General features: G+C 63.6%; 12 protein-coding genes. 5 read left to right on the forward strand and 7 right to left on the reverse strand.

Features of this window, described 5'->3' with window-relative positions:
* The first annotated feature begins 3 nt into the window (after positions 1-3).
* A complete protein-coding gene (locus GY791_13100; GenBank protein MCP4329362.1) occupies positions 4-639 on the forward strand; it encodes a LysE family translocator in 636 nt (211 codons plus the stop codon).
* Between the two features lie 31 nt (positions 640-670).
* Here GY791_13100 and GY791_13105 read toward each other — a convergent pair whose 3' ends face one another.
* Entirely contained in the window at positions 671-2,386 is a 1,716-nt protein-coding gene (locus GY791_13105) for an adenylate/guanylate cyclase domain-containing protein (GenBank protein ID MCP4329363.1), read from the reverse strand.
* 246 nt (positions 2,387-2,632) lie between these two features.
* Between GY791_13105 and GY791_13110 the strand changes: the two genes are divergently transcribed.
* The 3 genes from GY791_13110 to GY791_13120 all read left to right on the forward strand — a co-directional run bounded on the left by GY791_13110 (position 2,633) and on the right by GY791_13120 (position 4,736).
* Entirely contained in the window at positions 2,633-2,992 is a 360-nt protein-coding gene (locus GY791_13110; GenBank protein MCP4329364.1) for a TfoX/Sxy family protein, read from the forward strand.
* A 107-nt stretch (positions 2,993-3,099) separates the two neighbouring features.
* On the forward strand, positions 3,100-4,509 hold the full coding sequence (gene fumC, locus GY791_13115) for a class II fumarate hydratase (GenBank protein ID MCP4329365.1): 1,410 nt from the start codon (positions 3,100-3,102) through the stop codon (positions 4,507-4,509).
* Between the two features lie 26 nt (positions 4,510-4,535).
* The gene (locus tag GY791_13120; protein MCP4329366.1) at positions 4,536-4,736 is read left to right on the forward strand and encodes a ribbon-helix-helix domain-containing protein; all 201 of its coding nucleotides are present in this window, start codon (positions 4,536-4,538) and stop codon (positions 4,734-4,736) included.
* On the opposite strand, the gene GY791_13125 is transcribed toward GY791_13120, so the two are convergent.
* The 6 genes from GY791_13125 to GY791_13150 form a co-directional block, all read right to left on the reverse strand.
* Positions 4,733-5,023, reverse strand: a complete 291-nt coding sequence (locus GY791_13125) for a DUF3303 domain-containing protein (GenBank protein ID MCP4329367.1) — start codon at positions 5,021-5,023, stop codon at positions 4,733-4,735. The two genes, GY791_13120 and GY791_13125, sit on opposite strands and share 4 nt — an antisense overlap.
* 47 nt (positions 5,024-5,070) lie before the next feature.
* On the reverse strand, positions 5,071-9,339 hold the full coding sequence (locus tag GY791_13130) for an AsmA family protein (protein MCP4329368.1): 4,269 nt from the start codon (positions 9,337-9,339) through the stop codon (positions 5,071-5,073).
* Between the two features lie 221 nt (positions 9,340-9,560).
* The gene (locus GY791_13135; protein ID MCP4329369.1) at positions 9,561-10,958 is read right to left on the reverse strand and encodes an FAD-binding protein; all 1,398 of its coding nucleotides are present in this window, start codon (positions 10,956-10,958) and stop codon (positions 9,561-9,563) included.
* Positions 10,959-11,040: 82 nt separating this feature from the next.
* Positions 11,041-12,315: a TRAP transporter large permease gene (locus tag GY791_13140; GenBank protein ID MCP4329370.1), complete on the reverse strand. Its 1,275-nt coding sequence runs from the start codon at positions 12,313-12,315 to the stop codon at positions 11,041-11,043.
* 1 nt (position 12,316) lies between these two features.
* Positions 12,317-12,820: a TRAP transporter small permease gene (locus GY791_13145; GenBank protein ID MCP4329371.1), complete on the reverse strand. Its 504-nt coding sequence runs from the start codon at positions 12,818-12,820 to the stop codon at positions 12,317-12,319.
* A 42-nt stretch (positions 12,821-12,862) separates the two neighbouring features.
* A complete protein-coding gene (locus GY791_13150; protein ID MCP4329372.1) occupies positions 12,863-13,858 on the reverse strand; it encodes a C4-dicarboxylate ABC transporter substrate-binding protein in 996 nt (331 codons plus the stop codon).
* A 191-nt stretch (positions 13,859-14,049) separates the two neighbouring features.
* Between GY791_13150 and GY791_13155 the strand changes: the two genes are divergently transcribed.
* Positions 14,050-14,415, forward strand: coding sequence for a hypothetical protein (locus tag GY791_13155; protein MCP4329373.1), 366 nt, complete (start codon positions 14,050-14,052; stop codon positions 14,413-14,415).
* Positions 14,416-14,523: the final 108 nt, after the last annotated feature.

Genomic DNA, 14,523 nt, shown 5'->3' on the forward strand with positions numbered 1-14,523 from the left:
ACGATGCCCGTAGACACGGCCACTCTTGCGGCCTTCATCGCCGCCTCGATACTCCTGGTCATGTCCCCGGGACCGGACACGTTGCTGATCCTGCGCAACACCATGATATCCGGGCATCGCACCGGTTTGGCCACGGTGCTTGGCGTACAGCTCGGCTTGCTCGTTCACACCGCCGCGGCGGTGCTCGGGCTCTCGGTTCTGATCGCCTCGTCGCCGCCCTTGTTCGGCGCGGTCGCGCTTGCCGGCGCGGCCTATCTTGCCTGGCTCGGGGTTCAGTCGTTTCGTGGCGGTGTCGTGCCGGTCGACGCCGGCCGGGTCAATGGGCATGCGATCACACCGTGGCGCGGATGCCGTGACGCCATCCTCACCAACGTCCTGAATCCGAAAGTCATCCTATTGTTCATCGCGCTGATGCCGAATTTCGTGGTCGTCGCGAATGGCAACGTGCCGCTCCAGCTCACCGTGCTCGCGATCACGCTGATCGGCGTCAATGTCATTTGGCAGGTGGCGATCTGGGCGGCCACCGAACAAGCGCGGCGCTGGCTCGGCGACCCGGCGATACAACGCGCCGTGTCGTGGGCGACGGGCCTCATTCTCATCGTATTCGCCATCGCGATCCTGATCGAACACCTGTTGTAGGCTGGGGTGCCGTGCGGGTGGGCTCCCGGCATCAAGGCCGAAGGCCGGCCTTCAACATGGCATCGCGGTGGTGCGCGCGATCTTCGTCTCGCTTGTAATGCTGGGTCTCGAGGTAGACATCGGTTGAAAATTTGGGGATCAGTTTGCGGATTTCATCGGCGTGCGCCGATGCCGACTCGGCATCGCCGAGTTCGGCGAAGCTGGCGGCGAGGATGGCGTGGTGGGTTTCGTCGGGCGCGGTGATGTGCCGCAACGCATTGATCGCCTGATCGTATTGGCGCGCGACGAATTGTGCCCGGCCCAAATGAGCCCAGTAGCGCTCCGGATGGTAAGGGTTTCGGCGCATGGCCTTGCGGATCCATTCGATCCCTTCCTCCGGTTGCCCGATCCAGGTCAGGATCTCACCCTGCTGCACGACGACCAGATCGTCGTTGGGATTGAGGGCCAGGGCGCGGTCCTGGTGGTAGACCGCCTTGTCGTGCTCCTCGTGGGCCACGCATACCGCCGCCAAAATTCGATGCACGTCGCTGTCGTTGTCATCGAGCGCCAGGGCCAGTTTGAGCTCGGCCCCGATCTGCTCCCATGTCTGGTCGCGGTCGGCGCACCAATTGTGGACCCAGGATTGTCCAAGCGTGCAGGCCCTCCAGGCGTGGGCATGGGCATATTTGGGGTCGAGCTCGATGGCGCGGTCGAGTATCCGCAGCGCCTCCTCGTTTGTTTCCTTCGAGCTGCGGTGATGAAGGATCTTGCCGGTCAAGAGGCACTCGTAAGCGGCCATGTTATCGGTCAATTTGCGTTTGACCCGGTCGTGGGTGGCGGCTTCGAGCCGGCCTGGCAATGTCGCCACGATCGTCGATGTAATCTCGTCCTGGATTTCGAAGATATCCTTAAGTTCACGGTCGTAGCGTTCGGCCCAGATATGGCCATCGGTTTCGGCGTCGATGAGCTGCACCGTTACCCGCACCCGATCGCCCGCCTTGCGCACGCTGCCTTCGACGACGAATTGCACGCCGAGTGTTTTCGCGAATTCCGCGATATTCACCGGCTGGTTCTTGTACTTGAAGGCCGAGTTGCGCGAGATGACGAAGAGCTCGCGAAACCGCGACAGCTCGGTAATGATGTCCTCGGTGATACCGTCAGCGAAGAATTCCTGATCGGGATCACCCGACATGTTGTTCAGCGGGAGCACCGCGATCGACGGTTTGTCGGACCGTCTCGGCCCACCGTCAATCTGAGGTGCGGGTGGACCGGTGTCGACGCCTTCGAGGCCCTCGGCGCGAACCGCATAAACCCGCACCGGGGCCTGAATATTTTTCACCTGCTGCTCGCCGAGGTCGGCGAACTTCATATCGACCTTGTTGTGAACCTGGTCATAGGCCGTGCCGGAAATGCAAATACCGCCGGGTTCGGCGAGCGCCTCCAGGCGAGCAGCGACATTGACGCCGTCGCCGAGAATGTCGTCGCCATCGATGACAATATCGCCGACATTGATGCCGACCCGATACAGAATCCGACTCTCGGATGGAACAGCTGCTTCGCTTTCGGCAAGCCCTTGCTGAACTTCGACGGCACAATGAACCGCATCGACGGCGCTACCGAATTCGACCAGCGCACCGTCCCCGGTCAACTTTACCACCCGCCCGGCATGCTCCGAGATGGATGGATTCATGATCGCCTCGAAATGATTTTTCTGGCGCGTAATCGTGCCCGACTCGTCGCGCTCGATGTGGCGGCTGTAGCCAACCATGTCGGTTGCCAAAATGGCGGCCAGCCTACGAACTACCTTCTTTGCGCGCACGTCCTGCCACCCGCCCAACTCCGGAACACCACAGTATAGAGTACACAAACAGTTTGCGGTTTGGACTCTTTTCGCGACCCGGGCTGTCGATGGGAACCGGGATGCGTGGGCTCAAACAGCCAACCACGACGATTTGATTTGCCCGCTTTGAGCCAAGTGTTAGCCTATTTCCATGCAATGACGGAAACATCGGCCATGGCGAAACCAAACGAATTCGTCGAATTCCTGCTTGAGCAGTTGGCCCCGCTCGGGCCGGTTACGGCGCGGGCCATGTTCGGCGGTCACGGCATCTATCTCGACGGCGCGATGTTTGGTATCGTCGATGGTGACGGTTTCTACATCAAAGGCGATGACCTAAACCGCGCAAGCCTAGAAGATGCGGGCATGGACCGCTTTGCCTATGAGTCCAAGGGACGGCCGATGACGATGTCCTACTACGCGGTCCCCGGCGACGCGCTCGACGAACCGGAAGTCCTCTTGCCGTGGGTCGAATCGGCGATCGCCGCGGCGCGGCGGGCCAAGGCAAAAAAGAAGCCTCGCAAGAAAGCCCGCTAGCGCCGGGACGCCGTGAGGTTGGTCACAAACGACGACCGCTCGCGCCGCTCATATTCGGCGCCGGGTGCATTGTTTTTTCATGAGGCCGAGAACATGTGCGCCCCCCGATGCCCGAACAAGTCACGATGAAACACCGCATCGAAAGCGATTCGCTCGGCGAGATCGAGGTCCCGGCCGACCGCTACTGGGGTGCGCAGACCCAACGTTCCTTGCAGAACTTCAAGATCGGCGGCGAAAAAATGCCGATCCCGGTGATCCGCGCGCTCGGCTTACAAAAGCTCGCCGCCGCGACGGTCAACATGGCGGAGGGCCTGATCGATAAGCGGAACGGGGAAGCGATCCAGAGAGCCGCACGCGAAGTCATGAACGGGGAACTCGACGAGCATTTTCCGCTCGTCGTCTGGCAGACCGGGTCCGGCACCCAGACCAACATGAACGCCAACGAGGTCATCGCCAACCGCGCCATCGAAATTCTTGACGGACGCATGGGCTCGAAGGAGCCGGTGCACCCGAACGACGACGTCAACATGGGCCAGTCGTCGAACGACACGTTTCCCACCGTCATGCACATTGCCACGGTGCGCGAATTGCACCAACTGCTGCTTCCGGCGCTGGGCCACCTCCACGGCGCGCTCACCGCCAAGGCGACCGCGTTCGCCGATATCATCAAGATCGGACGAACCCATCTCCAGGACGCAACGCCGCTGACGCTGGGCCAGGAGTTCTCGGCCTATGCCAAGCAGGTCGAGAACGCCATCTCGCGCATCGAATCGACCCTTCCGCGCCTCTATCCCCTGGCCCAGGGCGGCACCGCGGTCGGCACCGGTCTCAACACGCGACCCGGATTCGACAGCGCGATCGCGGACGAAATCGCACAGCTAACCGGCATTCCATTCACCTCGGCGGAGAACAAGTTCGAGGCGCTGGCCACGCACGATGCACTAGTCGAACTCTCCGGAAATCTGAACGCATTCGCCGCCGCGTTGATGAAGATCGGCAACGATATCCGCCTGCTCGGATCGGGGCCTCGATCCGGGCTCGGCGAACTTGTCCTGCCCGCCAACGAGCCGGGGTCGTCGATCATGCCCGGCAAGGTCAACCCGACCCAGGCCGAGGCGGCGACCATGGTCGCGGCGCAAGTCATGGGCAATCACGTCGCGGTCACCGTCGCCGGCAGCCAGGGACATCTCGAACTCAATGTCTACAAGCCGGTGATCATCTACAATGTTCTGCAATCGATCCGGCTGCTCGCCGATGCCGCCCGCAGCCTGGCCGACCACTGCGTGCTGGGCATCGAAGCGGACCGCAAAAGGATCGCGCACCTCATGCACCAATCGCTGATGCTGGTGACGGCGCTCAATCCCCATATCGGTTACGACAACGCGGCCAAGATCGCCAAGAAGGCCCATGCCGACGGCATTACGCTCAAAGCCGCCGGTGTCGCGCTCGGCCTGGTCACCGAAGAACAGTTCGACGCCTGGGTGCGGCCGGCCGACATGGTGAGACCCAACGAGTGAAAGGCGCGGTGCAGAAACGCTCGGTGATGATCGCCGGTCATCCGACCAGCGTTTCGCTCGAACAGGCGTTTTGGAGTGAACTCAAGGATATCGCCGCGGCGCGCGCGATTTCGGTGGCCACATTGATCGCCGAAATCGATGCCGACCGGACCGGCAACCTGTCCAGCGCCATCCGGGTCTACGTGCTGAACGAACTGCGCCGCCGCATCGACCGCGGGAGCGGCTAAGCGTCCTCCCCTTGGGTATCGAGGCGGCGGAGGGCGGCCGCGGCAACGTCCCCCGAGGTCACGGGGATGATTTCGAACTCGATCAGATCGGACCATTGCGCGACCCACTCGTGAAGCAAAGCCACGTCACCGCACTCCATGAGCTGAAAGCAGCGGCCGAGATCGGCGGCAACCCAGCTGCCGCGATATTCCAGCCCGGGCGGCATCAATCGGCCCTGTTCGTCGAACCGGCGATAGACCTCCCGCGCGCCGCGGTTACGGAAACTTTCGATGACCATGAACAGCATTGCGGGTCCCCCGCTTCCACCGCGAGCATTCGACCGGCGGCTGATCTCTAGTTGCCGAGGTTCTGGATGATGCTTTCGATGCTGAACCCGCCGCCCTGCGGGGCCGGCTGTGGCGCCGGCGCACCGGGCGCAGCACCCGGCGCATTCTGAGCCTCTGGCGCGGGCAGCGGGGCCGGCCGGATGACGTTGTCGATAATGGCTCCGAAAGTGCCCTGTGGCTGGGTCTCCGGCGGCGGTGTCGCGGCGGGAGCTGGAACGATCGTTGTCGTCTGCGGCTCGGCCGGCGCCGGAGCCGGGGTCAGCGGTACCGGCGTCAGCAGCGATGGGCTGCCCGGCAGTCCGGGCGAGGTCGACCCGTCGCCTTCGATGATAATCGTCTCCGGCACCGCCGTAACCGGCGCTTCGGGGGCCAGCGTCGGCGGTGGGGCGATGGGCAATGTGCCCTGGATAATATCGCCAATGCCGAGACCGGTTCCCGAGCCCGACCCGGTGCCGACGGCGGGCGTATTGCCGGTCACGCCGGGTAACGCCTGGATCAAACCGCCGACACCACCGGATTCGCCGGAAACGGCGCCCGGCAGCGCCTGGATGAGCCCGCCGGCGCCGGTTGTCGAGGCACCGGCACCGGGAATATTCTGCAACAATCCGCCGACACCGGTCCCCGCGCGCTCCAGCATATATTTCTGCAAGGCGGCGGTCTCATAAGAGTTTTGCGGATTGTCGATCGGCCCGGTCATGCTGACCCCGACCGGGACATCGGGAAGCGAAGCGAAATTGAATCTGGCGTTGGCGTTCATGACCCATCGCGGCAAGTCCGCGGTGAGGGTGGCGACGCCGATGCCGCCATTGGCGATCAGGCTGACGTCGTCGCTGGTCACGACACCGTCGCGCACGGCGAAATTGCCCGACAGATTGGAAAAGGCGGTTTCGCCGCCGACGAAGGCCGACCCCACGAGGCCGACAAGCCCGGCCGTGCTCTGCAACGCCGCGATCAGGTTCTCGCCGCTGCCGCTGTTCAAGCCGGCGAGTTGCCGGTCGACCTTGGCGATATCGATGCCGTCGACGATACCATCGCCGACATGGAGCCGACCGGTGCCGTCGAGGCTCGAAATCAGGTCGAACTGGCTAATGCCGGCGCCGCTGAGATTGACATCGAGGTCGAGGACGCCGCGCTTGAGCAGCGCCTGTCCTTGCGCCTTGAGCGCACGCGCCAGATTGGCGTCACGAATGGTAAGATTGAGCGCGGTTTGAACCGGCGATTGCTGCGCCAAGCGCGCGACCATCGTCATGCGACCGCCGAAAAGGCCGCCGTTGAACTCCGGAATCGACAGCGTCCCGTTGTTGATGGTTACCAGAAGCGTCGGCTCATCGATCCGATAGGGTCCGAAGACCACCCCCTTCGGCGTCAGCGACAGTTCGCCGTCCACGGTCTTGAGGGCCGAAAAATCGAACGGTTCGCGCGACCAGCGTTCACCGCCGTCCGCAGAATCGTCACCGCCGGCGAACAAGTCGAGGGGAATTACCCCGGTCGCCAAATTGCCCGTCACCCGCGGCCGCGGCCCGGTCATGACGACCTCGATGGCGCCGTCGAAATCGATCGGACCGAGGTTGCCTTTGAGTTGCGAAAGATCGATGACCTCGGCCGATGCGTCCGCGGTGAGGCCGAGGCCGAGCGTTCCAAGATCCTGCGCCGGCGATTCGAAGCCGGGCGACAAGGCCGCCAATAGCGCGCGCAGGTCGGGGTGCCGCGCCGACAGATTACCGACATAGCGCGGGCTCGTATCGATCCCGGTTAGACGCCCCTTGGCATCGAGACCGCCCTTGCCCAATTTGGCCGAGAGATCCATTTCGACGCCGCCATCGAGGCTCTTGACGGTACCGTCGAGGCCGAAGGCGCCCAGTGCGGCGGACGCGTCGGTGGTCTCGATGCCGGCGAGGCTCAACGGCAAGGTGGCGTCGGGCAGTGCGGTCGCGATGGCAAGATCGTATGCCGGCGTCCCCGTCAGGCCCGACACCGTGCCCTTGACCTTGGTGTTGCCGCCGCCGGCTGAAATGTCGACATCCAGCGCGACCTTGTCGGTACCGCCCTCGACCTTGCCGTCGACCGCGACCGCGCCCAAGTCGTTCACCGCCGGAGGCAGCGAAAGGGCCGCGAGAGCGGCGAGTCGGGCGAGGTCGGGATGCGACAGATCGAGACCCAAATCGTAAGTCGGCGAGGTACCCAGATTGGCCAACGTACCGGATATCTTCCACTTCCCGCCGGCGGTCGATATGTCGGCGTCGAGCGCAACCCCGTCGCCGGCGTAGTCGATGTTGCCCGCCGCGCTGGTCGGCCCGAGATCCTTGGGCGCCACCGGCAGGTCGAGCGCCGCAAGACGAGCCACGCCATCGAGTGACTGGGCTTCGAGATTGAACCGGCCCTTGGCTTGTGGCGCCTCCGGCAAGCCGACGATCTGGCCGTCGAACGCGGCGCGGGCACCGGCGACGTCCTTCGCTGCGATCTTGCTGACGGTAATCGCACCGTCGGCCAATCTCGCTTCGAGGTCGAGACCGCGCACCGCCGTCTTGTTGTAGGTCAGGCTGCCGACATTGAGCTTCACGTTGGCGTCGAAGGCCGTCAGCGCCTCGCTGCCGGTGGCATCATCATCGTCGGCGGCCGCGGCCGCATCGTCGGTCGGCACCAAATAGTCGTCGATGTTGATCTTATCGACGTTCAGCGCCACGCCGATTCCGGGACGCGCGCCCAGGGCGGCATTGATGCCGCCGGTAATCGTGGTGGCGTCGACCCGCAGCTCGATGTCCGATAGGCTGACCGTTTCGGTGCCGCCTTCGATGTCCGTCTTGAGCGCGAACGACCGCAGCCGGTTCGCCGGCACGCCGGTCACCGGCACTTCAAACCAATCGGTGATACTGCGGAGATTGGTCGCCGAAGCGATCAGGCGCCCTTTGTATTGCGGTCCGCCGTCAGCGGTCGCAAGGCGCCCCGCGAACCGCAATTTGGAATCTCCGGGTCCGGCCGCGGACAGCTCGGATACGGTCACGGTTGCGTCGGCCAGTGTGGCGATCAGCTTGGCGTCGCGGAACTGTCCGCCGTTATAGCGCAGGGCGCCGACCGAAAGATCGATGGCGCCACTGATATTGGCGGGAAGCGCCAATGCCGCGGACGCTTCGGCCGGTTCTTCGTCTGCGGGCTGTCCGTCGGCGATCACGGCGACCCAGGAATCGGCGTCGAACGTGTTCAACCGCAGCGCGACCTCGGCGACCATGGTTTCGCCGAAGCCGACGGCGATCTGGCCGGTGCCGCGATCCTCGCCAAACTCGACGGTGAGGTCGGTCAGCCGAAAGGCGTCTTCGCCGACGCTGATATCGCCACGTACGGCGAACGGCTGCGCCAGCGCCGGTGTCGCACTACCGCCGACGGCGACAATCAGTTTGTCGAGGCTCTGCCCCGCGCCGTCGAACTTGCCACCAAGGTCAGGTCCGTCGGCGCCCATATCGAGGGTGCCGTTGAACCGCGCCGTGGCTTCCGAGCCGGGAACCTGGAGCGACAACGAGATCGGCACCGGACCCGCCCCGCTGACATCGCCGGTCTGCAGATCGATGGCCAATGGCATTTCGCGGGCGGAGAGCGTTCCCTTGGCCTTGAACGGGCCGGTCAGGGATGCCGCGGATATCTCGGCGTTGAGATTCTCGATCGCTTCGATCGTGCCCGCCGCCGTGTCCTGATAGACGACCGTACCGTCCTCGATGGTAAAGCTGTCGAGCTTGAACGGGGGCAGGCTTGGTCCGCTCGCATCGTCGTCCGCGACACCGGGCGCGGGCTCGCCGAATGCCCAGTTGACCCGCCCATCGTGGAGTCGCTCCAGCTCGATCACCGGTTCGACCAAAGCAATCGATTCGACCTGGACCTCGCCCTGCAGCAACGGTGCCAGCGCGACCCGCACGCGGAGCGATTTCAAGGTCATCATATTGGCCGCCGAAGCGCCTTTCAAATTGGCCAGACGCACGTCCTCGACCGCCAGCGCCGGTGCCGGCAGCAGGTTCAGGGCGATGTTGCCGTCGATGACCATGCGCCGCCCGGTCTCCTTTTCGATCCGCGCGGTGATGACGTCCTTGTATTCGTTCCAGTCGATAAAGCTCGGCGCGACCAATGCTCCGATCGCGATCAGGATCAGCAGGCCGAGAAGGCCAAACAGCACGCGAACCGCGCCGCCGGTCTTGCGCCGCCGCTCCCGGCGCGGACGCTTGGCACGCTTCTTCGGTTTCTTTTCTTCGGTGGTCTCGACGACCAACCTGTCGTTTGGGTCTACACGCATTGAATCAAGCTCTGACCCCGCGGAGCGCCCCCGACGCGGCGAGGGAGGCACGATTTCGTCCTAAAGATAGGCTCATTATGTCTTTAGATAGGCATTCGAAGGCGTCTTACACAAGACGGATCGCCCTGGCAAAGCGCATCCGTGGGAAAATACCGACCTTAGCCGGCCAAAATGAACCGCGGCTGAACGAATCGGCGGGTGGAATCCCCCCGCCCGCCAGCCTAGACGCGGACGATCTTGCCGGGATTCATGATGTTGTCGGGGTCGAGCGCGCGTTTGATCGATCGCATGACGGTCACCGCTTCGCCGTGTTCGGCAACCAGGAAGTCCATCTTGCCGTAGCCGATGCCGTGCTCGCCGGTGCAGGTCCCGTCCATCGCCAAGGCCCGCATGATCATGCGCTCGTTGACCGCCTTGGCCCGCCGCACCTCGTCGGCATCGTTGTGATCGACGACGAAGACGAGGTGAAAGTTGCCGTCGCCGACATGACCGACCAGGGGCGCGATCAGATCGTTGTCGATGATGTCGCGCTTGGTCTCGACGATGCACTCGGCAAGGCGCGAAATCGGCACGCACACGTCGGTGGCCCAAACCGATCCTTCGGGGCGGAGGGCCTTGCACGCATAGGCGGCGTCGTGGCGGGCCTGCCACAGTTTGTTGCGCTCCTCGACACGGGTCGTCCATTGGAAGTCGCCACCGCCGAATTCGGCGGCGATGGATTGCACGCTCTCCGCCTGTTCGGCGACGCTCGCGTCGCTGCCGTGAAACTCGAGAAACAGAGTCGTCTGGACCGGATAATCGAGGCCCGCGTACCGATTGATGGCGTCCATCTGGACGTCGTCGAGCAATTCGATGCGGGCGATCGGGATACCCGACTGGATGGTCAGGATGACCGCATTGACCGCATCTCCCAGATCGGGGAACGAGCAGACCGCGGACGAAATCGCCTCCGGTATCCCATAGAGCCGCAGGGTGACCTCGGTGATCACCCCGAGGGTTCCCTCGGAGCCGACGAAAAGCCGCGTCAGGTCGTACCCGGCCGACGACTTGCGGGCCCGATTCGAAGTCCGGATGACGCGTCCGTCGGCGAGCACCGCCTCCAGCGCCAGGACGTTTTCGCGCATGGTCCCGTAGCGCACGGCGTTGGTGCCCGAGGCGCGGGTCGCGGTCATGCCGCCGATCGACGCGTCGGCACCGGGATCGATCGGAAAGAACAGACCGGTATCACGAAGATATTCGTTGAGTTGCTTGCGCGTCACACCGGGTTGGACCGTGCAATCGAGGTCTTCCGCGCCGACCCGCAGTACCTCGTTCATCTGCGAAACGTCAAGCGAGACGCCGCCATGAAGGGCCGCGACATGGCCTTCGAGCGAGGTCCCGGTGCCGAAGGGAATGACCGGCACCATGTGCCGCGCGCAGACCTTTACGATCTCGCTCACCTCCTCGGTCGACCGGGCAAAGGCGACCGCGTCGGGGGCGACCGCCGCGTGGTAGGATTCGTCGCGGCCGTGTTGCTCGCGCACCGCCGCCGAGGTCGACAGCCGCTCGCCCAGCAACTGCTTCAAGATCTGGATCGTCTGTTCGAGCGCGGCAGGATTGCGCGCGGCGGCGGCGGTCATGCCTCGGTTCCCTTGGACGCATGCGGATGCCTCAAAAGCTAGTCCCCGCGGCGGCGAAGGGCAAGGTCCGCAGAGCCAAGGGTTAGAGCCCAAACGGGATGAAAAGCGCGATATCGGGAAAGATCGTAATCAGGATCACGGCCATCAGCATCAACAGAACGAACGGCCATACCCCGGCTACCACGGTGCCGAGTCGGGCGCGCGCGACCGATTGAATGACAAAGAGATTGAGACCAAGCGGCGGCGTGATCAGCGCGCATTCGATCATGACGACGAAAAAGACACCGAACCAGATCGGGTCGATACCGAGCGGCGCAAGGCTTGGAAAGAGCACCGGCATCATCACGATCAGCATCGACAGCGCCTCGAGCACCAGACCGAGCAGCAGCAGCACCAGGCAGACCGCGGCAATGAAGTAAGCGGGCTCGCTGAGGTTGGTGACCAGGAAACCGGAGATATCCTGTGGCAGCCGGTACAGCGTAATCGCCTTGGCGAAGATCTTGGCGCCGGCCAAAATCAGAAAGATGGTCACGGTCGTGCGCAGGCTCTCCACCACCGCGTCCTTGAATCCCGCCCAACTGAGGCTGCGAAACAATCCGGCGGTGAGCAAAAGGGCGAGCGCAAACCCGACCGCGGATGCCTCGGTCGGTGTAAAGGCGCCGGTGTAGAGCCCGGCGATGACAATGACCGCGACGGCCAGAGTCGGCAGCGCGCGTAGGGTCCGGCGCCGGCGTTCTTCCCACGTTGCTCGTGCCGGTGACGTGAAGTCGGCGGTAAACCGTGCATGGATTACGGCGAACAAGATGAACAGGACGGTGAGAAGCAATCCCGGTCCAATACCGGCCAGGAACAGGTCAAGGACCGACTGCTCGGTCATGACCCCGTAAATGATCATCGGGATCGACGGCGGAATCAAAATGCCGAGGGTGCCGCCGGCCGCCAACAACCCGAAGACGAAGCGCTCGCGGTAGCCGCTCCGCAGCAATTCCGGAATCGCGACCGTGCCGATCGTCGCCGCGGTCGCGACCGAACTGCCGGAAATGGCCGCGAACAAGGCGCAGGACACGATCGTCGCGACGGCGAGCCCACCCGGCCAGTGACCGACCCAGCTTTGGGCGGCGGTGAACACGTCGCGGCCGACCCCGCCTTTCAGCATCACGTTCGACATCAATAGAAACAGGGGCACGGCGAGGAGAATAAAGCTGTCGATCGCTCCGTGCAGGCTGTGACCCATCATCAGCGGCGAAAATCCGCCGGCGATCAGCAAGACCAGCCCGAGTCCGCCCAAGGCAAAGGCGACCGGGACGCCGGCGACCAGAAGCCCAAGCAGCGATGCGAAGACAAGGGCGCCGGACATGTCAGCCGCCCGTCGCGTCGGCGTTGCCCGACTTGGCCGAATGGCGCAATCGCAAGAGCTCGGCGATGACTTGCAGCAGGAGAAGCGCGAACCCAACCGGTATGGCAATTTCACCGGCCCATTGCGGCAGCGCCAGCATCGTCGATTCGGCGCGCCCGACACGGATCGATTCGGCGGCGATCGCGATTCCATACCATATCGCGGCGGCGCTGAACGCGCCGATCCACGCCAAAGCAAGGACTTCCAGCCGGCGCTGACCGCGAGCACCGAGACGCTCCGTCAGTGCCGTGATTCGGATCAACCCACGATCGCGGAGGAGAAACGCGGCGGCAAAATAGGTCGCCCACAGCTGGGCCAGGCGCGCGATCTCTCCGACCCAAATTGTCGGGGCGTTGAAGAGGTACCGCATCGCCACCTCAAAGGCGAGGATGGCACCGATGGCGACGAAGACCCATGCCGCGATATAGCCGCAGGTGCCGCTCAGCCGATCGATGATCCGGATCATTGGCGGGTCGTGGTTGGTGATGGGGGCGGTCCCATGGCGGATCTATTGCAGCCGTCTCGCCTCGGTTAACAGCCGTTCACCCTCGGCACCGGCCTCCTGCAGATACAGCTGATAGATGGGTTCGGCCTGGGCGCGCCAATCGGCGATTTGGGCCGCGGTCAGATCGACGACCGTCATATCGGTGTCGGTGCGCAGCCAATCGAGAAGCTCGAGTTCCACCGCACCATAGCCGGCGCGCAGCTCGCGCTCGACGGCGACAGCGGCGGCGCCGATAATCTCGCGCTCGGCCTCGGACATGCCGCGCCACAGGTCGTCGTTGATCAACACGACAAAAACCGCCGCCGCCAGGTTGGTGTTGGAGAGGTAGTCCATGACTTCATAGAGGCGTCGCGATTCGACCGCCCCGACAGCGGTCATGCCATAATCGACGGTGCCGCGCTGATAGGCGAGAAACTGCTCGGAGCCCGACAACAGAACCGGTGCGGCACCGAGCTGCTTGACGAATTCACCCAGCATACGCCCGTAGACGCGCACCTTCTTGCCCTTGAGGTCCGACGGCTCGACCAGCGCCTGCCTCTTTCCGACCGTGATCGCGAGGCCGAAGGGCTGCCACCACAGGGCGCGCGCACCGGTGGAGAGGATATCGGCATCGAGAATCCGGCGGACCGGGCTGTCCGGCGCGATCGCCTCGGCGACGGCGGCGTTGTCATTGAACAGGAAGGGCAGCGAAAACAACTCGACCGCCGGCCGGGTCCCAGCGAATCGCGTCAACGAAGCCAACCCCATATCGATGGCGCCGCTCGCAACCGCCTGTGGCACCGCTTTGTCCTTGTAGAGTTGGGCCGAGGGGTAGATCTCGACGCGAATATCACCGCCGGACGCGAGCTCGACGCGGTCCTTGAATGCCTGAATATTCTGGCCGAGCACATTGGCCAGGGGCAATTGCATGGTCAAGCGTAAAACCCGCTCTGCCCGTGCGTCGATCGGGCTCAGCACGGCGACAGCGGACAACAACAGCAATACCGCGAACCTGGTCATTTCGATCTTGTCTCCCGCTTCAGGAAGGTCGTGAGGGATTGCACGATCGGGCAAATCAACGCCGGGACCGGGCAAACGCCCAACCGGGGTCATTCTATAAGAATTTCGCTGTCCCGTCTGGACATTGCGCCGGTCGGTCGTTCCGGCTACCATTTCAATCGGAGTCGATGGCAAATTCCGGGGACCGAACCATGTCAGACGATACCACTCTGCCGACGGGGGACGACGCGCAGAAAGCGCGCAACCTGCTGCTCATTACCTACGTTCTTTATGGTCTGAGCCTGATCAATGGCCTGACCGCGGTGGCCGGCGTCATCATCGCCCACATCAAGGTCAATGAGGTTACCGACGAGTTTCTCCAAAGCCACTACCGGTGGCTCATCCGCACCTTCTGGCTCGGCCTCATCGCCGGCATCATCGCCGGCGTGCTGACCGTTATCTTCATCGGCTTCCTGCTGCTGTTGGTTGTCTTCCTGTGGTACATCTATCGGCTGGTGAAGGGTTTTCTCCGCTTCAACGACGGCAAGCCGATCGAAGACCCGGGCGCCTGGCTCTAACATAGGCGACCCGGCGCCGGAATCCGGTTAAGGCGTATCCCGGATATCCTGATCCGGCCAATTCAGTCGTCCCGGATGCGTTCAGCACGTCGTGCTGCTTCGCCGGTC

This window comes from Alphaproteobacteria bacterium (assembly GCA_024244705.1).
Taxonomy (GTDB): Bacteria; Pseudomonadota; Alphaproteobacteria; order JAAEOK01; family JAAEOK01; genus JAAEOK01.